Origin of the sequence: Streptomyces sp. NPDC006510 (genome assembly GCF_040611955.1) — a bacterium.
In the GTDB taxonomy this organism is placed as follows: domain Bacteria; phylum Actinomycetota; class Actinomycetes; order Streptomycetales; family Streptomycetaceae; genus Streptomyces.
This window is the reverse complement of record NZ_JBEXPH010000144.1, coordinates 1-21331: the sequence shown is the minus strand read 5'-3', so window position 1 is coordinate 21331 and position 21331 is coordinate 1. Positions and strand designations below refer to the sequence as shown.

The 21331-nt window shown below is 71.3% G+C and carries 18 protein-coding genes and 1 pseudogene; 11 read left to right on the top strand and 8 right to left on the bottom strand.

Features of this window, described 5'->3' with window-relative positions; all coding sequences use genetic code 11:
- A pseudogene (locus ABZY11_RS31990) lies at positions 1–273 on the top strand (hypothetical protein); the annotation flags it as partial.
- Here ABZY11_RS31990 and ABZY11_RS31985 read toward each other — a convergent pair.
- On the bottom strand, positions 233–1747 hold the full coding sequence (locus ABZY11_RS31985; RefSeq protein ID WP_356482495.1) for a hypothetical protein: 1515 nt from the start codon (positions 1745–1747) through the stop codon (positions 233–235). The pseudogene ABZY11_RS31990 and the gene ABZY11_RS31985 overlap by 41 nt on opposite strands.
- A gap of 105 nt (positions 1748–1852) precedes the next feature.
- On the opposite strand from ABZY11_RS31985, the gene ABZY11_RS31980 reads away from it, so the two are divergent.
- Positions 1853–3043, top strand: coding sequence for a glycosyltransferase (locus tag ABZY11_RS31980; protein ID WP_356482494.1), 1191 nt, complete (start codon positions 1853–1855; stop codon positions 3041–3043).
- On the opposite strand, the gene ABZY11_RS31975 is transcribed toward ABZY11_RS31980, so the two are convergent.
- From ABZY11_RS31975 to gmd, 4 genes are all read right to left on the bottom strand, one after another.
- Complete coding sequence (locus tag ABZY11_RS31975) at positions 3015–3842, bottom strand: glycosyltransferase family 2 protein (protein ID WP_356482493.1); 828 nt, start codon at positions 3840–3842, stop codon at positions 3015–3017. The genes ABZY11_RS31980 and ABZY11_RS31975 overlap by 29 nt on opposite strands.
- The gene (locus ABZY11_RS31970; RefSeq protein ID WP_356482492.1) at positions 3839–4528 is read right to left on the bottom strand and encodes a hypothetical protein; all 690 of its coding nucleotides are present in this window, start codon (positions 4526–4528) and stop codon (positions 3839–3841) included. The genes ABZY11_RS31975 and ABZY11_RS31970 overlap by 4 nt, the downstream gene beginning before the upstream one ends.
- Entirely contained in the window at positions 4525–6783 is a 2259-nt protein-coding gene (locus tag ABZY11_RS31965; protein ID WP_356482491.1) for a LamG domain-containing protein, read from the bottom strand. Before ABZY11_RS31965 ends, ABZY11_RS31970 begins: the two co-directional genes overlap by 4 nt.
- A 178-nt stretch (positions 6784–6961) precedes the next feature.
- Positions 6962–7975 carry a GDP-mannose 4,6-dehydratase gene (gene gmd / locus ABZY11_RS31960; RefSeq protein ID WP_356482490.1) on the bottom strand — a complete coding sequence of 338 codons (1014 nt, stop codon included), beginning with the start codon at positions 7973–7975 and terminating at the stop codon, positions 6962–6964.
- Between the two features lie 128 nt (positions 7976–8103).
- On the opposite strand from gmd, the gene ABZY11_RS31955 reads away from it, so the two are divergent.
- Complete coding sequence (locus tag ABZY11_RS31955) at positions 8104–9087, top strand: GDP-L-fucose synthase (protein WP_356482489.1); 984 nt, start codon at positions 8104–8106, stop codon at positions 9085–9087.
- A gap of 114 nt (positions 9088–9201) precedes the next feature.
- Here ABZY11_RS31955 and ABZY11_RS31950 read toward each other — a convergent pair whose 3' ends face one another.
- From ABZY11_RS31950 to ABZY11_RS31940, 3 genes are all read right to left on the bottom strand, one after another.
- Complete coding sequence (locus ABZY11_RS31950; protein ID WP_356482496.1) at positions 9202–10749, bottom strand: sugar transferase; 1548 nt, start codon at positions 10747–10749, stop codon at positions 9202–9204.
- Between the two features lie 421 nt (positions 10750–11170).
- Positions 11171–12166 carry an MASE1 domain-containing protein gene (locus ABZY11_RS31945; protein ID WP_356482488.1) on the bottom strand — a complete coding sequence of 332 codons (996 nt, stop codon included), beginning with the start codon at positions 12164–12166 and terminating at the stop codon, positions 11171–11173.
- A gap of 69 nt (positions 12167–12235) precedes the next feature.
- A complete protein-coding gene (locus ABZY11_RS31940; RefSeq protein WP_356482487.1) occupies positions 12236–13066 on the bottom strand; it encodes a PP2C family protein-serine/threonine phosphatase in 831 nt (276 codons plus the stop codon).
- A 267-nt stretch (positions 13067–13333) separates the two neighbouring features.
- Here ABZY11_RS31940 and ABZY11_RS31935 point away from each other — a divergent pair, with 267 nt between their 5' ends.
- The 8 genes from ABZY11_RS31935 to ABZY11_RS31900 form a co-directional block, all read left to right on the top strand.
- Positions 13334–13633 carry a DUF1876 domain-containing protein gene (locus tag ABZY11_RS31935; protein WP_356482486.1) on the top strand — a complete coding sequence of 100 codons (300 nt, stop codon included), beginning with the start codon at positions 13334–13336 and terminating at the stop codon, positions 13631–13633.
- Between the two features lie 16 nt (positions 13634–13649).
- Positions 13650–14207 carry a (2Fe-2S)-binding protein gene (locus tag ABZY11_RS31930; protein ID WP_356482485.1) on the top strand — a complete coding sequence of 186 codons (558 nt, stop codon included), beginning with the start codon at positions 13650–13652 and terminating at the stop codon, positions 14205–14207.
- Positions 14204–16591: a xanthine dehydrogenase family protein molybdopterin-binding subunit gene (locus ABZY11_RS31925; protein ID WP_356482484.1), complete on the top strand. Its 2388-nt coding sequence runs from the start codon at positions 14204–14206 to the stop codon at positions 16589–16591. Before ABZY11_RS31930 ends, ABZY11_RS31925 begins: the two co-directional genes overlap by 4 nt.
- Positions 16588–17451 carry a xanthine dehydrogenase family protein subunit M gene (locus ABZY11_RS31920; protein WP_356482483.1) on the top strand — a complete coding sequence of 288 codons (864 nt, stop codon included), beginning with the start codon at positions 16588–16590 and terminating at the stop codon, positions 17449–17451. The genes ABZY11_RS31925 and ABZY11_RS31920 overlap by 4 nt, the downstream gene beginning before the upstream one ends.
- A 3-nt stretch (positions 17452–17454) precedes the next feature.
- Entirely contained in the window at positions 17455–18372 is a 918-nt protein-coding gene (locus ABZY11_RS31915; RefSeq protein ID WP_356482482.1) for a MoxR family ATPase, read from the top strand.
- A gap of 3 nt (positions 18373–18375) precedes the next feature.
- Positions 18376–19524: a VWA domain-containing protein gene (locus tag ABZY11_RS31910; RefSeq protein ID WP_356482481.1), complete on the top strand. Its 1149-nt coding sequence runs from the start codon at positions 18376–18378 to the stop codon at positions 19522–19524.
- Positions 19517–20629 carry an XdhC/CoxI family protein gene (locus ABZY11_RS31905; RefSeq protein WP_356482480.1) on the top strand — a complete coding sequence of 371 codons (1113 nt, stop codon included), beginning with the start codon at positions 19517–19519 and terminating at the stop codon, positions 20627–20629. Before ABZY11_RS31910 ends, ABZY11_RS31905 begins: the two co-directional genes overlap by 8 nt.
- Positions 20630–20706: 77 nt before the next feature.
- Positions 20707–21331, top strand: a 625-nt coding sequence (locus ABZY11_RS31900; protein ID WP_356482479.1) for an SRPBCC family protein, incomplete at its 3' end; no start/stop codon positions are given.

Below are 21331 nucleotides of genomic sequence, written 5' to 3'. Positions count from 1 at the left end.
GCCGTCGGCACCTGCGGGCTGCTGGCCCTGCGGATGCTCGACCCGCGCACCACGCTCGCCATCCAGGTGGTCTTCTCGCTCGCCGCCGTCGCCTTCCTCACCGGCGGCTATGTGCTCGGCGGGGTACCGGGTGCCGCCTGGGGCCTGTGCCTGGGATCCGGGTGCAAGGCGGTGGCCACCTGGACCAGGGTGGCCCGGCTGAGGCGCCGCACCGCCGTGGAGCGGGCACCCGTCAGCGCGGGTGCCGCCCGCGCTGGCTCCGGAAGCTCGTGACCAGCAGCAGACAGAGCGCCGCGACGGCGAGCTTCCCGACGGACTGCAACAGCGGCCCGCGCAGCAGAATGAAGGTGTACCCGGCGACCAGCGGCGCGGTGACCGCCAGGACGCTGCCGGGTCCCGGACCGTCCCGGGAGACGGCCCGCGCGTACCGCCGGTCGGTACGGGCGGCGGCGTAACCGATCAGCGCGAGGCCGCCGACCATGCCCGGCGCACCGAAGTCGACCCAGAGTTCGGTCCACAGCGGCGCCGACAGGTTGGTCATGTTCATCCCCATCCACTGACCGACGCGCACCCCCGTGTCCTCCGGCTTGCCGCTCCACACCGACCGGGGCACGAAGAAGAGCGCGGAGCCCGCCAGTTGACGCCCATACGTGTGGCCACGGGCGTCGACCCAGCTGATGGTGTTGGCGAACATCGCCGTCTGGTCGTAGTCCTTGGTGGCCAGCGGCTCGAACACCGACGACGAGTCCACCGGCCGGTACCCGGCACTGTCATAACGGAACCGGTCCGCGTACGGGAACAGCACCAGCGCCCCGGCCACCCCCATGGCCAGCACCGAGCGGTACATCGCCGCGCTGCTCGGGAACGCGGTGAACAGCAGCGAGACCAGCACCGTCAGGAACCAGTAACGGGCGTTGGACACCGGGTTGTTGACGATCACATTGAGGATGAGCAGCCCGGCCCAGATGAGCACCGTCGACGGGGAGCTCCGGGCCCGGCGCGAGGTCACCAGCCGACGGGTGCAGAAGAGCAGCGCGAGCAGCGCGGGCACCGTGCCGAAGCCCTTGAGGAAGGCCGACCCCACATTGGACCCGTCCGACACCACGCCGCTCGCCGCGACCGAGGCGCTGATCTCCTGACGGCTGGTGAAGAAGACGGCGGGCCCGCCGACCTTCAGGATGTAGTAGCCGCTCGCAGCGAAGGCCAGCAGCACCAGCAGCCCGAACCGCCCCTGGTGCACGACGGCCGGACCGCTCCCCGAGCGCGCGGCGACCCGCCGCCGCAGCGTCCGCCGGGACGCCAGCAGGGCCCCCAGGTCGAACGCGGCACAGCCCACCAGGATCAGCGCGACGGCCGTCACCAGATCCGACCGCGGCCCGACCACCGGGGTGGGCGTCTGCCCGATGACGGCCTGGGCGAACGGCGCCACACCCATCGCGATGTAGACGAACATCCAGAAGACGCCCTGCAACAGCCGCCGCCGGGTGGACAGGATCATGGTCGCGAGCCGGGCCCCCGCATAACAGGTCAGTACGAGCTGCAGCCAGTACGCGGTGTCCCGGACGCCCGAGCCCGGCTGCGCGGCGATCACCGCGGGCAGGAAACAGACCAGGGCGAGGATGAGGGGCACGGCCAGGGCGCGCGAGAGCATGGCCCACGACATGGGCTCGGCCCGCGCACGGCCCGGCGCTCGCGGGCCGTGCTCCGGTGCGGGTGCGGACGGCGCCGCCTCGTGCACGGACGTCATGTGCTCCCCGTTTCCGTGGACCTGTGAACACTCTAACGAATCAACCCACTTGGGGGGTTTGGATGACTAGTCTGTAAAGGCCGGCCGCGGTTGAGGGGAACCCTGGTGAAGATCCTGCACGTCGTCACACTGCACACCCCGGACCATGCGTTCGGCGGCCCGACCAGGGTGGCGCTCAACCTGTCGAAGGTCCAGCGGGCCGCCGGTGACGACGCCAGGATCATGGCGCTGGGCGACGGCTTCGAGGGCCCCCTGCCGCGCGAGGTCGAGGGAGTGCCGGCCCATCTCTTCCGGGCCCGCCCTCTGCTCCCCGCGTTCGAGGTCAGCGGAATCACCTCCGGGGCGCTGCTGCTCGCCGCGCGCCGCATGATGCGCGGCGCCGACATCGTCCATGTGCACCTGATGCGCGACCTGGTGACGCTGCCCGCCGCCCTGCTCGCACTGGCCTCCCGCACCCCCCTGGTCGTCCAGACGCACGGCATGGTGGACCCCACCGAGAACCGGGTCGCCCGGCTGACCGATCTGCTGGGGGTGCGCAGGGTGCTGCGCGGCGCCGACGCCGTACTGCACCTCACCGAGACGGAACGCCTCGATGTGAACGCCGTTGCCGCACCGGTCCCGCTGACCCGCACCGTACGGCTGGTCAACGGCGTACGTCCGCAGGAGATCAAGCCCGCCCCGGCTCCGGGGCGGCCGCCGACGATCCTCTTCCTGGCCCGGATCCAGGAGCGCAAGCGCCCGGAGGACTTCGTCGCGGCGATGCCGGCGGTCCTGGCCGAGCACCCGGACGCCCGCTTCGTACTGGCCGGTCCCGACACCGGCGCACTGCCCGCGACCCTCGAACTCGCCCGCAGGCTCGGTGTGACGGGGTCGCTCGACCATGTGGGGCCGCTCGGTCACGAGGAGGTCCTGGCGGCGGGGCGGCGGGCCGATGTGTACGTGCTGCCGTCGATCGAGGAGCCCCTGGGGGTGTCCGTGCTCGAAGCGATGTCGGTCGGCACCCCCGTGGTCATCACCCGCACCTGCGGACTCGGACCCGATGTGGCGCGCGCGGGCGCGGGCCGGGTGATCGACAGCCGGGTCGGCGAGGACGGGAAGAACGCCCGGAGGGTAGCCGCCGCCATCCTGGAACTCCTCGATCCGGAGACCAACTCCCGTGCGGGCAGGGCCGCCTGGGAACTCGTCAACGAGGACTTCACCATCGAGGCCGTGACCGGGACCCTCCGGCGGACCTACGAGGACGTGGTCCGCCGGAGGGGTCGGCGGGTCAAACGGTCTTCCTCTCACGGGACTTGAGAGCGATCTGCCAGCGGTAGAAGCTCATCGCCAGCGCGAAGTCGAATCCCGCCCGCCCGTCGAGGAAGCCCCGCCGGTACACGTACATGTAGGCGAACGACACCAGGGGCTTGAACGGTGCCTTGTGGAACAGCTGCCCCTGGCGCGACTTCACCCTCCGCACCTGCTCCTTGACCTCCGGGTGATGCTCCAGCCATGCCTCCCAGTCCGAGTAGCGGTTGTGCCGTTCGAACCAGGCGGTGACCGGGTCGAGATCCTGGTGCTCGATCGGATTGCGGAGCGACCCGGCCGACTCGGCGACCGGCTGGTAGTGGCCCTCGACCTCACCGATTCCCGGCGCGTCGAGATCCCCCACCTCCGGATACCGGCAGCGGGTGCGATCGGTCAGCGACCGCTTCCGGATGGTGTAGCCGTGCCGCAGCCGCTTCCCGGAGAACCAGTAGCCGAGCGGAATGTCGTACGCCGCGGGCTTCGCAGCCGCGGGGTCGGCGAAGATCTGCCGCAGTTCGGCCAGCAGGCCGGGACTCAGCCGCTCGTCGCCGTCGAGCAGCAGAATCCAGTCCAGGTCCGTGCGGACATGGTCCAGACACCACTGCTTCTTGCGCGGATGACCGCCGTCCCAGGTGTAGGTGACCACCTCGGCCCCGCAGTCCTCGGCGATCTTCGCCGTGTCGTCCGTGCTGTGCGAGTCGACGACGACGACCGCCTCGAAATGGCCGAGTACCGACTTCACCGCCTCGGCGATGTTGCGCCCCTCGTTCTTCGTGGGGATCGCCACGGCTATCGGCAGCTTGCTCATCCGAGGTCTCCTTCGGGCAGCCAGGCGTAGCAGCCTGTGGAGGTGAAGGCGCGGGCCTGCCGGGGGACGGTGATCGTGGTCCGCTTCCCGGAGGATCCGGAGGCCAGGCTCCTGCCGTCCGCCCCGTTGATCTGCCAGGTGCAGCTTCCGGTGGGGGAGACGTCGCGGTAGCGGCCCGGCCGGAGCCGATCGTCCTGGTACGTGCCGTCCGCATATCCCCGGGCGGCCTCCCGCAGCAGCTCCCGGTGCTGGGTGCAGAGGTGCTCGACGGCGGGCTCCGCATCGGCGAGCTCGCCCGTCACGATCGCGCCGACCGCCACATCCCGGTCGGCCTTCACGAGGAACCTCAGCCGGTCGCAGGTCTCCTGACCGGTCTGGAGCACGGCCGCCGGGTCCATGCCCTTGGGCACCCGGTCGACCAGGTACTCCTTCTGCTTCCTGGTGAACGAGCCCGTGGCCGGGGTGAGTTCATCGCTGGGCAGCTTCGGTGGCTCGCTGGTGTGCGGAGCCGCGGGGCCACCGGACGCGGAGGTGCCGGGCCCGGCGGACGGGGCGGCCAGCGGGGTCCGCGCGGCGGACGGTCCGGCGCCGCTCGCCGCATTGTGCTCCTCGGACGACGAGCCGCAGGCGGCCAGCGCCGCCGTCAGTGCGACGACGGCGGCGCCGGCCCGGAACGGATACCTCATCCAGCTGTCCTCAGTGCGTAGTGGGCACTGACCTGCGAGCTGCTCAGTGCGGTCGGGTAGACGGCGGTCTCGTCGATCTGCCCGGCGAAGAAGTTGCTCGTCGGCTTGGTCGGCCAGCCGTTCAGGTTGTCCCCGCCCACCCGCCAGTAGCCGTTGTACTTCTCGTTGCCGGTGTACAGGGCGTTCGAGGCGCGGAGCTTCCCGTCCACGTACAGCGCCATGCCGCCGGGGCCCTGGGTGGCGACGACGTGGTGCCAGGCGCCGTTGTTGTAGGCGGTGGGGGTGGTGACGGTCCGGGTACTGCCGCTCTTCACCCCGAAGACCAGTCGGCCGTCGTCGCGCATGTACACATGCTTGTCGTACTGGGTGCTGTTCTGCATGGTCAGACTGCCGAAGCCGATGATCTTCCCTCCCTTGGTGGTCGTCGTCCTGATCCAGGTCTCCACCGAGAACCTGACCGGCTGCGGGTGGCGCTTGTTGCTGTAGACGTACTGGTTCGAACCGTTGAGTCCGATCGCTGTCGAGGGGCCCGCGACAGCGGCCGGGGTCAGCCGCCGGGAGGGGGAGTTGCGCGCGAAGCCGTTGTCCCGCCCGCCGCCGGTGTCGCCAGCGAAGGTCGAGGTGTCGTCGTACCGCCAGTAGAGCGAGGCACCGTCCGCGAGCACCTTGGCGGGGTACTTCTCGGCGGCGGAAGCCACGGTGGCGGACACGGCGGTCGACTTGGTGCTGGTGTTGGTGCCGTCGCTCGCGCTGATCCGGTACGAGTGGGTCTCGCCCGGCGCCACGTCCGTGTCGGTCCACCTCAGCTGCGGCCGGTCCCAGAACAGGGAGTAGCCCGTCGTGGTGTGCACCGGGGTGCTGGCGCCGTCCTTGTAGATCCGGTAGGTGAGTTCACCGTCGTCGGTGTCGAAGCTGGTCTGCCAGTTGACCTCCACCTTGCCCGGGGCGACCGTGGACAGGCTGACGTTGGGTACCCATGGGGCCCCGGTGTCGGGGCCGTCGGCGAACCGGGTCAGGCCCTGCTGGGCGGAGCCGTTGACGGTGGTGAACTCGCCGCCGACCCACAGGTAGTGATGCCCGCCCTTGTCGGCCTGGGCCATCACCCGCGGTCCCACCGGCTCCCCGATCCCGTCGTTGGTGTCCGGGAACCAGGGGAGCAGCTTCGGATCGTCGACGGACTGGGCCAGCAGATGCTTGCGCGGCTGGTTGGGGAACTCGCCCATGGTGGCGCAGTCATGGGCGTGACTCCCGCTGTACAGCACGCCGTTGTGCACCAGGACGGCCTGGGTGGCGCCGAGGCAGGTGTCCCGCCAGCGCTGCTCGAAGTCGCTCAGGTCCAGCGCGATCCGACCGTCGAAGACACCGCCTCCGGTGCCCTCGTTGGCGGTGTAGAAACCGGTGGCGTCCGTGGTCAGGTCCTGCACCGTGGAGGTGTTGGGAATGAACCCGGCCGGATAGCTCTTGGCCACGGCCCCGGTCGTCGCGTCCACGACCGCCAGCGCGTGCGACGTGGTGCCGTTGACCGTGAAGAAGTCACCGCCGATCAGTACGTGCTTACGGTCGGGCGTCAGCTCGACGGCCCGGCCCACCTCGTCCGCATTGGCCTTCCACGGCTTCAGGGCGGCGCCCGTGGTGACCGCGGCGAACTTGTTCCTGGTCTGTCCGGCCACCGTGTTGAAGTCACCGCCCAGGTACACGGTGTCGGCCGTGACGGCCAGGGCCCGCACCGTCGCGGAGACGGAGACCTTGAAGTCCTGGCGCGGGGTGCAGCTCGCGGTGTCGATCGCGGCGAAATTGCTCACCCCGACGCCGCTCACCGACCCGAACTTCCCGCCGACGTAAAGGGTCTTCTGGTCCGGCGAAAGCGCCAGGGCCCGCACGGTCGCCGTGCCCGACGAGAGGGTGAACGACAGGCTGCACCCGGTCGGCGCGCCGGTCGCGGCGTCGAAGGCGGCGAAGTTCACCGCCGGCCGTTCCGAGGTGCCGGCCGGCGCGTCCGGCGACCGGACGGTGGAGAAGGTGCCGCCGGTGTAGACGACACCGGCGTCCGACCCGGCCATCGACCAGACGATGCCGTTGGTCTGCCAGGTGCTGAGGTCGTCCGCGGTGAGGGAGACCGGCGGGGTGAGGGCCGCGGCCGGGGAGCCCCCGGACGCGGCGGTGGTCAGTGCTCCGGCGAGCAGGCAGAGCGCGGCGGCGACGGCACGTACCCGGCCGCGGCCGACGGGTCCGCGCCCCGTGGTTCCGTTCATCATTCAGCTCCGAAGGTGAGAACGAGCCGCGACCGGAAGGCCGCGGTGCCGGTTTCGCCCGGCCGGCGGCGAGGACGGTGGGCCCCGCAGCCGGTGCGGACGAGTGAGTGGGCGGAGCGAACTGCGCCCGGCTCCACCGGGAATGCGGTGATGCCGGCTGTCGTGCCGTTGCCGGGAGGTCTCATCGGTCCACCCGCACGGCCGCTCCGGCGAGTTGGTCGGACAGCTGGCGGATGTCCGCCTCGACCATGATCCTGGCGAGCTCCCGCGCCCGCACCACCGGTTTCCAGCCGAGCAGTTCCTCGGCCTTGGTGGCGTCCCCGATCAACGCGTCGACCTCGCTGGGGCGTTCGTACTTGGCGTCGTAGCGGACGTGCTCGCGCCAGTCCAGGCCCGCGTGCGCGAAGGCGTACCCCAGGAACTGCCGGACACTGACGCCCTCGCCGGTGGCCACCACATAGTCGTCCGGGGCATCGCACTGGAGCATCCGCCACATCGCGTCGACGTACTCGGGGGCGTAGCCCCAGTCGCGGACGGCATCGAGGTTGCCCAGATGGAGATGGGTCTGCAGGCCCGCCTTGATCCTGGCCACCCCGCGAGTGATCTTCCGGGTCACGAAGGTCTCGCCGCGGCGCGGGGACTCGTGGTTGAACAGGATCCCGTTGACCGCGAACATGCCGTATGCCTCACGGTAGTTGACCGTGGACCAGTACGAGTAGACCTTCGCGACGCTGTACGGGCTCCGCGGATGGAACGGGGTCCCCTCGTTCTGCGGCGGCGGGGTGGCGCCGAACATCTCGGACGACGAGGCCTGGTAGACACGGGTGTCGATCCCGCTCGCGCGGACCGCCTCCAGCAGCCGGATGGTGCCGAGACCGGTGATGTCACCCGTGTACAGCGGGGCGTCGAACGAGACGCGGACGTGCGACTGCGCGCCCAGGTTGTAGACCTCGTCCGGCCGGATGTCACGCAGCAGATTCACCAGCGCGACACCGTCGGCGAGGTCGGCGTGGTGCAGGACGAACGAGCGGTTCTCCTCCTCCGGTCCCTGATAGATGTGGTCTATGCGCTCCGTGTTGAAGCTCGACGAGCGGCGTATCAGCCCATGGACCGTGTACCCCTTGTCGAGCAGCAGCTCGGACAGATACGAGCCGTCCTGTCCGGTCACGCCGGTGATGAGCGCGGTCTTCGCCACGGCTCCCCCTTCTCTCGTCGCCTCAGCGGCTGTTGTTCCGCACCGAATGATTCCCGCCGAAATATCGGAATTGGGCGTTCTGCGGTAAAACGTCACCGCAGGGTGCGGGTGCTGGCAGAATCCGGACCATGACGACTGATCTCCCCGGCCCTCCCCAGGAATCCGTCCGCCCCCTCCTGCGTTCCGGCGCTCGAGTCTTCGTCGCGGGCCATCGCGGTCTGGTCGGCTCGGCGGTGGTGCGCCGCCTCACCGCCGAGGGGCACGAGGTGATCACCCGCGATCGTGATCGCCTCGATCTGCGCGACGCCACGCGGACCGAGGTGTTTCTCCGCGAGGTCCGTCCGGACGCCGTGGTGCTGGCCGCCGCCAAGGTCGGCGGGATCATGGCCAACAACACGTACCCGGTGCAGTTCCTGGAGGACAACCTGCGCATCCAGCTGAGCGTCGTCGCCGGGGCACACGCGGCCGGGGTCGAGCGGTTGCTCTTCCTCGGCTCGTCGTGCATCTACCCCAGGATCGCCCCGCAGCCGATCCCCGAAAGCGCCCTGCTCACCGGTCCGTTGGAGCCGACCAATGAGGCGTACGCGCTGGCCAAGATCGCCGGAATCGTGCAGACCCGGTCCTACCGCCGGCAGTACGGCGCCGCGTTCATCAGCGCCATGCCCACCAACCTCTACGGTCCGGGCGACAACTTCGACCTGGAGACCTCGCACGTACTGCCCGCGCTGATCCGCCGCTTCCACGAGGCCCGCCGGGACGGCTCGTCCACGGTCACGCTCTGGGGCTCCGGGAGCCCCCGCCGGGAATTCCTGCACGTCGACGATCTGGCCGCCGCGTGCCTGCTGTTGCTGGAGCGCTACGACGGCGACGATCCGGTCAACATCGGCTGCGGCGAAGACCTCACGATCAGAGAACTCGCCGCCACTGTACGAGATGTGACAGAGTTTCAGGGCGCTGTCGAATGGGACACCACGAAACCCGACGGTACCCCGCGCAAGCTGCTCGATGTCTCCCGGCTCACCTCTCTCGGCTTCACACCGCGGATCGCGCTGCGTGACGGGATCGCCCAGACCTACGCATGGTGGCTGGAGCGGCAGACCGCGCAGGTCTGAGCAGGCCCCGCGGACCGGCCGGCACACACCGACCGGCACGGCGCGACGGCCACCCGGCCGAACGGCCGCGCCCGGCCGGCTTCTTCGTACTCCTCGCATCGACGGCCGCCGCTCTCAGTACGCCCCGCGGCCGTCGGTGACGGCGCGCAGGGTACGGGCCATGAGTCCCATGTCCGTGGCCACCGACCAGTTGTCGACGTACCACAGATCGAGCGAGACCGTCTCCTGCCAGGACAGGTCCGAGCGGCCGCTGACCTGCCACAGACCGGTCAGTCCCGGTTTCACCGCCAGCCGCCGGAGCTCGCGCTCGTCGTAACGGGACACCTCCTCCGGCAGCGGAGGGCGTGGACCGACCAGCGACATTTCGCCGCGCAACACATTGAGCAGCTGCGGGAGTTCGTCGAGGGAGGTCCTGCGCAGCAGATGGCCGATTCCGGTCACCCGGGGATCGCGGCGTATCTTGAACATCGGGCCGTCGATCTCGTTCGCGGCGACGAGCCGTTCCTTGTGGCGCTCGGCGTCGGCCACCATGGTGCGGAACTTCCACATCGTGAAGGGCCGGTTGTGCTGCCCGTGGCGGATCTGACGGTGGAACACCGGCCCTTCGGAGCCGAGCCGCACCGCCGCCCCGATCAGGATGAGCAGCGGTGTCAGGAACAGCAGACCGAGGGTGGCTCCGACGCGGTCCATGACGGCCTTCAGGGCCGGCTGCGGCCCCCGGCGCAACGGCGGCGCGATGTGCAGCAGGGTGAGCCCGGCCGCGGCGGTGGGCCGTACCCGCCCGGCCGCGATGCCCGTGAGCTCCGAGAGCACGGACAGTGCGAGCCCGCCGTCGTGCAGTCCCCAGGACAGGCGGCACAGCCGGTCCTCGGAGAGCTGGGGCCCGGGAACCACCAGCGCCAGGTCGGCGTCCTGGGCGAAGGCCCCGCCCAGTACGGTCGACACATCGTCGTCGGCCGGCGCCGGGGCGAGCCGGCCCGGCACCGGAACCCCGCACTCCAGGGGTGTGGTCCCCACCGGGACCGCGGCCACGACCGCGTACGGATGGTCCGCACGTGAGGCGAGCAGCCGGACGGCCCGGTCCACTCCCGGAGCCTCGCCGACCACCAGCACCCGCCGGACCGCCCGCGGTGGGCGCCCCGGCCACGACAGGCGCCGCAGGGCCTGTGCCGCGACGCCCGCGGGCAGGCCGGGCAGCAGCGCCACGACCGCCGTCGCGGGGTCGACCGAATCGCCGGCCGCGGTACGCAGCACGGCGAGCACGCCTATGAGCAGCAGCCAGTCGCCCGTCGTGCTCAGCATTCCCGGCGGTCTGCCCGGGTGCCGGTCCGTGTACCGGCCGCGCACGGCCCGCAGGCCGGACCACGCCAGTGCGGCGACGGCCGCGGCCACCGCTGTCCGGGACTGCCCGCCGGTGCGCAGCACGAGCCAGGCCGGAACCCCGAGGCCGAGGAGTTCGACGCCGACGACAACCGGTATGCACCGGGCCGTCCTTCTCTTCGCGGCGGCCGGTCCGCAGCGTTCGCGGGGCGCGGCCGGTGTCCTCCACGGTTCGTCGAGTTCGTTGCTGCGAGGCCGATTCGAGACAGAGCGTGGACGTGGCGCCCCCGCCAGTCCCACGGGTCCTGATCTGTCCGAATCGGGTAGCTCGACATGCCCCATGAACCCCCCAGTCACAGTTGCATCGTCACAAACAGGGCGCATCCGCCGATCTCATGGACTGACGGATGCGCCCTCGCTCGGTGCACGATATCCACAGACGTGCCATTTCGCTGGAGTTCTCGTGAAGTTCAGACATGCACACTGACTCGGATCTCGTCCCGTTCCGCGCCGGATCTCTTGGTCTGTGGGTAAGTGTTGGCATTTGGAATGCACCTGAATCGGGTTGTGTGCGGACATGCAAGCCGGTCAACTGCTCGGCCTGTCCACCAGGTTCGTCCGCGACAGCACACTGTCGGGAGACCTTCCCCGGCCAACAAACGAGCGATCGGACGTATGGTGACGGCTGCTGGCCGAATCGTTTCGGTGGAGTGTGTTGGCGCGGAGGTCCGCCGGGCGGTGGTGGCAGCGGGACGCGTGGTGCTCAGTGGGTGTCGAGTTCGTCCTCGGGCCGGGACGGCCACGCGGCCGTCGCCTTTCCCGGCGTCAGATGATCCACCACTTCGGCCAGTTCCTCGCAGGCGCGTTCGATCCTGTGCCGGATATTGCTCTGCTCGGTCACGACCGCCGCGAGCAACAGCGCGGTCAGGGCCACACAGCCGTTGAGCACGGCGAGATTGACCATCACATGTAGGACGGACCGGCCCTCGAACGGGCCCACCCCCTGCGTTCCCGCGACCGCCGCCAGGACCGACACCAGCAGGGCACAGGGCGCGCTCCCGGCCAGCTGGAATCGCAGCGCCGCCCAGATGAGCACCGGAAACACCAGGTACATCACTGCCAGCGAGCTCCGGGTGGCCACCAGGGAGACCGTGACGGCGACGATCAGCAGCGCGCTCGCCTCCACCCACCGGTCGGTGATCCGCGGCATCCGCAGCCTGCGGAGCACGAGCAGCAGCGGAGTGACCACCAGCACCCCCATCGCGTCCCCCGACCACCACGCCGCCCAGACCGGCCAGAACCCGCTCAGAGGCAGCTTGCCGTTCAGCGCCAGCATGCCCGTGCCCATGGTCGCGCTGATCGCCATCCCGGCCAGCGCGCCGAGGAAGACCAGCATGACCCCGTCGCGCAGCCGGTCCAGCTCGCTCCGGAAGCCGGCTCTGCGGAGTATGAGATACGCGCAGACGGGGGCCAGGGTGTTGCCCGCCACGACGGCGAAGGTGGACGGCGTGACCGAGCCGCTGAGAGTGGCGACGACCAGCAGGGAGCCCAGCGCGATACCGGGCCAGGCGATCGGGCCCAAGCAGATCAGGGCGGCCAGCGCGATGCCCGTCGGCGGCCAGAGCGGTGTGACGACCGCGCCGTGGACGGACACCTCCCGGATGAGGCCGAGCCCGCCGGCCGCGTAGTAGGCAGCGGTGACGGCCAGGACATGCAGTACGGCCACGGTCGTACGTCTGGTTCTCTCGCTGCGGATCACACATCTCATCAGACACCGCCCCGGACGGGTGGCGGCTGTTTGACACGCTCGGCCCGGAAGGTCCGGGTTTCATTCCCGGCCGGGGACGGCCCCGTGGCGCACCACGAGGACGGCGGCGTCGTCCTGGTGCCCGGTCTGCTCCGCCGCCCGCAGCACCACATCGGCCAGCTCATCGGCGTCGGCGCCGACCCGTTCGAGCACCAGCCGGGTCACCGCGTCCAGACCCTGGTCGATCGGGAACGAAGGACCCTCGACCACCCCGTCCGTGACCAGGACGAACGCGCCCGGGGCCGTCAGCCGCCGCCGGGTGACCGGATAGTGCTCGCCCGCCTGGATCCCCAGCGGCAGCCCGCCTTCGTCGCCGGTCACGCCGGAACGCCCGTCGGCCGTGGCCCACACCGCGGCCACATGCCCGGCCCGGGCACTGTGCAGTTCCCGGGAATCCGGGTCCAGGCGGACGAACGTACAGGTCGCGAAGAGACCGGAGCCCACCGATACCAGCAGGTCATTGGTCCGGCCCACGACCTCGCCGGGGTCCGCCGAGGTGGCGGCGATAGCCCGCATGGCGATGCGGACCTGACCCATGAACGCGGCGGCCTCGACGTCGTGGCCCTGTACGTCCCCGATGGCGAAGGCCAGCGCACCGTCCGGCAGCACGAACCCGTCGTACCAGTCGCCGCCGATGTCCAGCCCGCTGCGGGCCGGTGTGTACCGGGCAGCGGTCTGGAGCCCCGGGCGGGCGGGCAGCGCGGCGGGGAGCATCTCGCGCTGCAGCACTTCGGCCAGTTCCACCCGGGCCTGATGCAGCTCGACCTCGCGGCGCGCCCGGGAGGTGAGCTGTTGCAGTGTGGTCAGTAACTCCTCAGCACTCGCCGAACGGGGAGGACGACGCCGGTTCATGGACCGCTCCGCACTGCGTTGGTCCGCGCGGCGCGACACAGGGCCTGCCGCGGCGGGGCCGGCCGGGGTGCCGACGGGCCGGATCCCGGTCCGACGGCCGGTCGGCGCCCGCCGTCGGTGGAATTCGACACCCTGCATCCTATTTCGGCGGTGTGATCTCCGCAGGACGAGCCGGAACGCGCGAACCCGCGCGGGCGGGTGGATCCTGGTGACAGGACCGCGTCGAGGCGGCGCATCGCGACCGGACGCGGTCGCAGGAGGTGCGCGATGACCCGCACGCTGGAGTGGAGGCTCCGCCTCGGTCTGACCGAGGACGACGGGACGACCAGAGCGGAGGCGGTGCTGGACACCGGCTCCACGCAACTCGTCGGACACGGGGTCGCCCGTTGCAACCCGCAGGACGTGGACGTACCCGTCATCGGCGACGAACTCGCGGCGAGCCGTGCCATGAAGGACGTCGCCGCACAGCTGATGAAGGCCGCCGACGCGGAGCTGGAGACCGTCGGCGCCGGACCCGCCCACGGCCCCGTGGCCGCGCCCTACGCCTGGACCGACACCACGGCCTGAGCCTCCGGGAGCACGTATGACCCGCATTTCGATGACGGTGGACGGCACACGGTACGAGGACGAGGTCGAGCCCCGACTGCTGCTGGTCCACTACCTCAGAGACCACCTGGGCCTCACCGGCACCCCCGTCGGCTGCGACACCAGCAATTGCGGGGCCTGCACCGTCGAACTCGACGGCGACAGCGTCAAGAGCTGCTCCGTACTGGCAGTCCAGGCCGACGGCGGGCAGGTGACGACCGTCCAGGGACTGGTTTCCGACGGCGAATGGGCACCGCTGCAGACCGCGTTCCACGAACAGCACGCGCTGCAGTGCGGCTACTGCACCCCCGGCATGATCATGGCGGCCCGCGACCTGCTCAAGGAGAACCCCGACCCCACGCCCGAGGAGATCCGCCAAGGGCTGGAGGGCAACCTCTGCCGCTGCACCGGCTACCAGAACATCGTGCGTGCCGTTCTGGCGGCGGCCGCCGAGGAGCGGCGCCGTCGGGCCCCCACGCCCCGGCCCATGGACACCGGCTGGACGGACGAGCAGGCCACGGCCCCGGCCACCGCCGGGCAGGAGGCACGGACATGACCGGCCCGAGCACCACCGAGAAGGCGCGCCCCGAGGTCGGCCGCTCCCGGACCCGCAAGGAGGACGCACGGCTCGTCACCGGCCGCACCACCTGGACCGACAACATCACCACGCCGGGCCTCCTGCACCTGGCGATCCTGCGCAGCCCCATGGCCCACGCCCGGATCGACCGCATCGACGTGGCACCCGCGCTGCAACGGCCGGGGGTGATCGCCGCCCTCACCGGCCGTGACCTGTCCGACGAGCTGGGCCCCATGCCGTGCGTATGGCCGGTGACCGAGGACATCGTCATGCCGGACCACCCGGCCGTCGCCGTCGACGAGGTGCGGTACGCCGGAGAACCCGTCGCCCTGGTCGTCGCCCGCGGCCGGTACGCCGCCGCGGACGCACTGGAGGCCGTGGAGGTCGACTACACGCCCCTGCCGCCCGTGCTCGGCCTGGAAGCCGCACTGGCCGACGACGCCCCGCTCGTCCACCCGGGCAAGGGCACCAACCGCTGCTACACCTGGCCGCTGGCCACGGGGGACTACGCGGCGCAGAAGGCCCGCGCCGACGTCGTGCTCCACCGCCGGTACACCCAGCAGCGCCTCATCCCCAACGCCATGGAACCCAGAGCGGTGGTCGCCACACCGCCCACCGCGTCCAACGAGTACACCCTGTACTCCTCCACCCAGGTGCCGCACGTGGCACGGGTCATCCTGTCCATGGTCACCGGGATCCCCGAACAGCGACTGCGCGTGATCGCCCCGGACGTCGGCGGCGGCTTCGGATCCAAACTCCAGGTGTACGGGGAGGAGGCCGTCGCCCTCGCCCTGGCCAGGAAGCTCGGCAGGCCCGTCAAATGGACCGAGTCCCGCTCCGAGGGGTACCAGGCCACCCATCACGGCCGCGGCCAGATCCAGGACATCGAGATCGCCGCGACGAAGGACGGCGAGATCCTCGGCCTGAGCGTCGACCTGCTCGCCGACATGGGCGCCTATCTGATGCTGATCACCCCCGGCATTCCGCTCCTCGGCGCGTTCATGTATCCGGGGATCTACAAGATGAACGCGTACACCTTCCGGTGCACCGGAGTCTTCACCACCAGAACGCCGACCGACGCCTACCGCGGCGCGGGCCGCCCCGAGGCGACCTTCGCGATCGAGCGGACCATGGACGAACTCGCCGCCGAACTCGGCCTGGACCCCGCCGAGTTGCGCCGCCGTAACTGGATCGGCCACGAGGAGTTCCCGTACACGTCCATCGCCGGACTCACCTACGACAGCGGCAACTACGAAGCGGCCACCGACCGGGCGCTCGCCCTCTTCGGCTACGACGACCTGCGTACCGAGCAGCGCGAACGCAACGCCCGCGAAGACCCGGTGCGGCTCGGGATCGGCATCTCCGCCTTCACCGAGATGTGCGGCCTCGCGCCCAGCCGCATCCTGCGCGACCTTCGGTACGCCGCCGGGGGCTGGGAGGCCGCCACCATCCGCATGCTGCCCACCGGAAAGGTCGAGGTCACCACCGGGACCAGCCCGCACGGACAGGGCCATGCCACCTGCTGGAGCCAGATCGCCGCGGACGTGCTCGGGGTGCCGTTCGACGACATCGAGGTCGTGCACGGCGACACCAGGGCGGTCCCGCAGGGCATGGACACCTACGGCTCACGGTCCCTGGTGGTCGGCGGACTGGCCGTCCACCACGCCGCACTGAAGGTGGTGGCGAAGGCCCGGCGGATCGCCGCGCACCTGCTGGAGGCGAACGAGGCCGACCTGGAGTTCTCCGCCGGAACCTTCTCGGTGAAGGGATCGCCGGAGGCGACGAAGACCATCCAGGACGTGGCCTTCGCGACGTTCTCGTCCCACGACCTGCCCGACGGGATGGAACCGACGATCAACGCCGGACATCTGGTCGACCCGGACAACTTCTCGTTCCCGCACGGCACACACCTGTGCGCGATCGAGGTCGACACCGAGACCGGGCGGGCCCGCATCCGCAGCTATGTCTGCGTCGACGACATCGGGAAGGTGATCAACCCGATGATCGTCCAGGGCCAGATCCACGGCGGTCTCGCCCAGGGCATCGCGCAGGCGCTGTACGAGGAGGCGGTGTACGACGCCGACGGCAATCTGGTCTCCGGGACGATGGCGGACTACCTGGTGCCCGCCGCGCCGGACCTGCCGGACTTCGTCACCGACCGCACCGAGACCCCGGCGACCTCCAACGCCCTCGGCGTCAAGGGGGTCGGCGAGGCCGGGACCATCGCCTCCACCCCGGCCGTCGTCAACGCGGTCGTGGACGCGCTGCGGCCGCTCGGCGTGAAGGACGTGGCCATGCCGTGCACCCCGCAGCGCATCTGGCGGGCCGTCACGGACGCACGGGCGAAGGAGGCGACGGCATGATTCCCGCCGCGTTCGACTACGCACGGCCCGACACCCTCGACGAGGCGGTACGCACGCTGCACGACGGCGGCGAGGAGGCCGAGGTGCTGGCGGGCGGACAGAGCCTGATCCCCATCCTCCGGCTGCGCCTCGCCTTCCCCGAACTCCTCGTCGACCTCGGCCGGATCCCGGAGCTGCGCGGCGTCCGCGAGGACACCGCCACCGGATCGCTCGTCATCGGAGCCATGACGACCCACCACGACGTCATCCACGACCCCCTGGTACGCCGCCACGCCGGGCTGCTGGCCGCCGCCACCGAGACCGTCGCCGACCCCGCCGTACGACACCGCGGCACACTCGGCGGCTCGCTCTGCCACGCCGACCCGGCCGGCGACCTCCCCGCGGTACTGCTCGCCCTGGACGGCGAGATGGTGGCCGCGGGGCCGCGGGGCAGACGTACCGTCCCGGCCCGCGAGTTCTTCATCGACTACCTGCGGACGGCGCTGGCGGACGACGAGCTGCTGGTGGAGATCCGGATGCCGAAGACCGATGACTGGGGCTTCCACTACGAGAAGTTCAGCCGGGTCGCCCAGGGCTGGGCGGTTGTCGGCGTCGCGGCACTCGTACGGCGCGACGACGGCCGCATCGCCGAGGCCCGTATCGGCCTGACCAACATGGGCACCACACCGCTGCGCGCGAGCGCCACGGAGGAGGCGCTCGCCGGTGCGGAGGCCGGGCACGCCGCGGTGGCACACGCCGCCGCAGCGGCGGCGGAGGGCACCCGCCCTGCCTCGGACCTGTCGGCGACACCCGAGTACCGCGAACACCTCGCACGGGTGCTGACCCGGCGCGCGGTGCTGGCGGCGGCCGGGACGGAGTGACAGGTGACCGGACCGGCGGCCGGGGCGAACGGAACGGACGGGCCGCAGGACGGACCGGCCGAGCTGCGCGCCCGCCTGGAGAGAACGGGCTACCTCGTCGACGAAGGGCTCGCCATCGCCTGCTTCCTGACACTGCGGCTGCACCGGCCGCTCTTCTGCGAGGGCGACGCGGGCGTGGGCAAGACCGCCCTCGCCCCGGCCCTCGCCGACGTCCTCGGCGCGCCCCTGATCCGCCTCCAGTGCTACGAGGGCATCGACGCCTCCCAGGCCCTGTACGACTGGGACTTCCCGCGCCAGCTGCTCCATCTGCGGGCCGCGGAGGCCGCCGGGATCACCGAGGCGGACCGGCTGGAGAGCGAGCTGTACAGCAGGCGCTTCCTCATCGCGCGCCCGCTGCTGCAGGCGGTGGAGACCCAGCCGTCGGTCCTGCTCGTCGACGAAATCGACCGGGCGGACGACGAGTTCGAGGCATTCCTGCTGGAACTCCTCTCCGAATACACGGTCACCGTCCCCGAACTGGGAACCCTGCGCGCCCAGTCGCCGCCCGTGGTCATCCTGACCTCCAACCGGACCAGGGAGGTCCACGACGCACTGAAACGGCGCTGCCTCTACCACTGGTTCGACCACCCCGGATACGACCGTGAACTCGCGATCGTCCGCAGACGGCAGCCGCAGGTGACCGCCCGGCTCGCCGAGCAGGTCACCGCGGTCGTACAGCGGTTGCGCACCGAGAACCTGCTCAAACCGCCCGGAGTGGCCGAGACCATCGACTGGGCCGAGGCCCTGGACGCACTCGGGGCCACCGAGCTGGACGCCGAACTGGCCTTCGCCACACTCGGCTCGGTGCTGAAATACCGGGAGGACGCGGAACGCGCCCGCTCCCTCGACCTGTCCGCGATCCTCGCGGCGAGGGGAGCGTGACCCGTGCACACCGCACCCGCCATTGATCCGACCGCCGTCGCCGTCGGACTCACCCGGGCACTGCGCGCGGCCGGTGCGGCCACCGGCCCCGACCGCACGCAGATGTTCCTGGGCGCGCTCGACCTGCTGAGCCCCGCACGGCGCTCCGACGTCTACTGGGCGGGCCGGCTCACCCTGTGCGGCAGCCAGGACGACCTGGAACGGTACGACCGGGTCTTCGCCGCCTGCTTCGGCCACGGCCCGCGACGGCGACCACCGACCCGTTCCACGACCCCTGTGAAGCCGCGGCCACGGGTGGTGGCCACCGCGTCCGGCATGCCGTGCGGCCCCGACGGCACGGACGACGACCGGACACCGCCCTCGGCGGCACCGGCAAGCTCGACAGAGGTCCTGCGCCACCGAGACATGGCCGGACTGACCGCCGCCGAACGCGCTCAACTGAGGCGCCTGCTCGCCGCGTTCGAGCTGAGTGGGGAGCTCCGGCGCACCTCCAGGATGCGTCCCGCCCGACGCGGTGGCACGGACCCCCGGCGCACCGTGCGCGAGCTCCTGCGGCACGGCGGGGAGCCCGCCCGGCTGCGGCACCGCACCCAGGCCGACAAGCCGCGCCGGGTGGTGCTGCTGCTGGACGTGAGCGGTTCCATGGACCCGTACGCGGACGCCCTGCTGCGTTTCGCGCACGCCGCGGCGCACGGCTCGGCGGCCCGTACCCCCACCGAAGTCTTCACGATCGGCACCCGGCTCACCCGGGTGACCCGCGAGATGGCACACCGGGATCCGGACACTGCCCTGGCCGCGGTCGCCGCCGCGGTATCGGACCGCGGCGGCGGCACCCGGCTCGGCGAGATGCTGCGCACCTTCCTCGACCGCTGGGGGCAGCGGTCCTGCGCACGGGGAGCGGTGGTGGTCGTCCTCTCCGACGGCTGGGAGCGGGCGGACCCCGCACTGCTCGCCGCCCAGATGCGCCGGCTGCACCGGCTGGCGCATCGCGTGGTGTGGGCCAACCCCCGCAAGGCGCAGCCCGGTTACGCACCGCTCGCGGCGGGCATGGCGGCGGCGCTGCCGCACGTGGACGCGTTCGTCGAAGGGCACAGCCTCCAGGCCCTGGAACATCTGGCCGCGGTGGTGCGGGGGGTGGCGTCCGATGCGTGAGATCCTGCCGGTGCTCGGCCGCTGGTACGCCGCCGGGGAGCCGTTCGGGCTCGCCACCGTCGTCGCGGTCAGCCGCAGCGCGCCGCGCGGACCCGGCGCGGCGATGGCCGTGGGCCCGGACGACGAGGTCGTGGGCAGCGTTTCCGGCGGCTGCGTCGAGGGAGCGGTCTTCGAACTGGCCAAGGAGGTCGTGGAGACCGGTCGGGCCCGGCTGGAGACCTTCGGCTACAGCGACGAGGACGCCTTCGCCGTCGGACTCACCTGCGGCGGCCAGATCACCCTCCTGGTGCGCCCGGTGACGGCCGCGGACGACCCCACCTTCGGCGAGGTCGCCGCATCGGTCGCCGGGCACATCCCGGTGGTGACCGCCACCGTGACCGACGGACCCGCGCCGCGCGGCGCCGCTCTCGCGGTCCGGCCGGACACCGTCTCGGGGTCACTGGGCGCGAGCGGTCTCGACGCCGCCGTGACCGCCGACGCGCGCGGGGAACTCGCCCAAGGGGCAACGGGGTTGCGGCACTACGGCCCGAACGGTGAACGGCGCGAGGACGACGTCGCCGTGTTCCTCCAGTCGTTCGCCCCGCCGCCCCGGATGCTGGTCTTCGGCGCGATCGACTTCGCGGCGGCGGTGGCCCGGATCGGCGCGTTCCTCGGATACCGGGTCACCGTCTGCGACGCCCGCCCCGCCTTCGCCGACCCCCGTCGCTTCCCCGACGGCGCGGAGATCGTCGTCGACTGGCCGCACCGGTATCTGAGCGGGACGGAGACCGACGGACGCACCGTGATGTGCGTACTCACCCATGACCCCAAGTTCGACGTCCCCCTGCTGGAGGTGGCGCTGCGCACCCCGGCCGCGTACATCGGTGTCATGGGCAGCCGCCGGACCCACGAGGACCGCATGGCCCGGCTGCGCGAGACGGGCCTCGGCGAAGCGGAACTGGCACGGCTGCGGTCCCCGATCGGCCTCGACCTCGGCGCGCGCACCCCCGAGGAGGTGGCCGTCTCCATCGCCGCGGAGATCGTGGCCCTGCGCTGGGGCGGCACGGGCAGCCCGCTCACGGACACGTCCGGGACGATCCACCGCCCGCGGCTCAGACCCGGGTGACTCCGCCGACCCCGTGAACCCGCCGACCCGATGAACCGCCGTCTTCGTGACCGTTTGATTCGTGTGAGGAGCGGACCATGCAGCTGCAGAACTCATTCACCGTGCCGGTCCCGGCCGACGAGGCCTGGCGGACCCTGCTCGACATCGAACGCGTCTCGCACTGCCTGCCGGGCGCGACCGTGGAGGAGTTCGACGGCGACACCGTCAAGGGCTCCGTGAAGGTGCGGGTGGGACCGATCACCGTGACGTACCGGGGCACGGCGACCTTCCTGGAGAAGGACGACGCGGCCCATCGCATGGTCCTCTCCGCCCGGGGCAACGAAGTACGGGGCCAGGGCACGGCGAGCGCGACGGTGACCGCCGCACTGACCGACGACGACGGCGCGACGACCGTCTCGGTGACCACCGACCTCACCGTCACCGGACGGCCGGCCCAGTTCGGCCGCGGAGTCATGAGCGATGTGAGCGACGGTCTCATCGGCCGGTTCGCCGACTGCCTCGCGCAACGGCTGTCGGCCGCACAACCGTCCGCACCGGAGCAGCCCGCCGCCGACGCGGCGGACACCGCACCGACGGGCGGGGCCGAGCCGATCGATCTGCTGCGCGAAGCGGGCGGGCCGGTGGCCAGGCGGACGGCGGGGGTCGTCGCCGCGGCCGCGCTCGCCGCCCTGGCCGTGCTGCTCGCCCGGCGCTGCTGCCGCT

Excerpts from the sequence above, each read along its gene's own strand:
- ABZY11_RS31985 (WP_356482495.1), bottom strand. The coding sequence starts at position 1,747 with ATGACGTCCGTGCACGAGGCGGCGCCGTCCGCACCCGCACCGGAGCAC.
- ABZY11_RS31975 (WP_356482493.1), bottom strand. The coding sequence starts at position 3,842 with ATGAGCAAGCTGCCGATAGCCGTGGCGATCCCCACGAAGAACGAGGGG.
- ABZY11_RS31970 (WP_356482492.1), bottom strand. The coding sequence starts at position 4,528 with ATGAGGTATCCGTTCCGGGCCGGCGCCGCCGTCGTCGCACTGACGGCG.
- ABZY11_RS31955 (WP_356482489.1), top strand. The coding sequence starts at position 8,104 with ATGACGACTGATCTCCCCGGCCCTCCCCAGGAATCCGTCCGCCCCCTC.
- ABZY11_RS31905 (WP_356482480.1), top strand. The coding sequence starts at position 19,517 with ATGCGTGAGATCCTGCCGGTGCTCGGCCGCTGGTACGCCGCCGGGGAG.
- ABZY11_RS31925 (WP_356482484.1), top strand. The coding sequence starts at position 14,204 with ATGACCGGCCCGAGCACCACCGAGAAGGCGCGCCCCGAGGTCGGCCGC.
- ABZY11_RS31950 (WP_356482496.1), bottom strand. The coding sequence starts at position 10,749 with ATGGGGCATGTCGAGCTACCCGATTCGGACAGATCAGGACCCGTGGGA.
- ABZY11_RS31965 (WP_356482491.1), bottom strand. The coding sequence starts at position 6,783 with ATGATGAACGGAACCACGGGGCGCGGACCCGTCGGCCGCGGCCGGGTA.
- ABZY11_RS31935 (WP_356482486.1), top strand. The coding sequence starts at position 13,334 with ATGACCCGCACGCTGGAGTGGAGGCTCCGCCTCGGTCTGACCGAGGAC.
- ABZY11_RS31930 (WP_356482485.1), top strand. The coding sequence starts at position 13,650 with ATGACCCGCATTTCGATGACGGTGGACGGCACACGGTACGAGGACGAG.
- ABZY11_RS31920 (WP_356482483.1), top strand. The coding sequence starts at position 16,588 with ATGATTCCCGCCGCGTTCGACTACGCACGGCCCGACACCCTCGACGAG.
- ABZY11_RS31940 (WP_356482487.1), bottom strand. The coding sequence starts at position 13,066 with ATGAACCGGCGTCGTCCTCCCCGTTCGGCGAGTGCTGAGGAGTTACTG.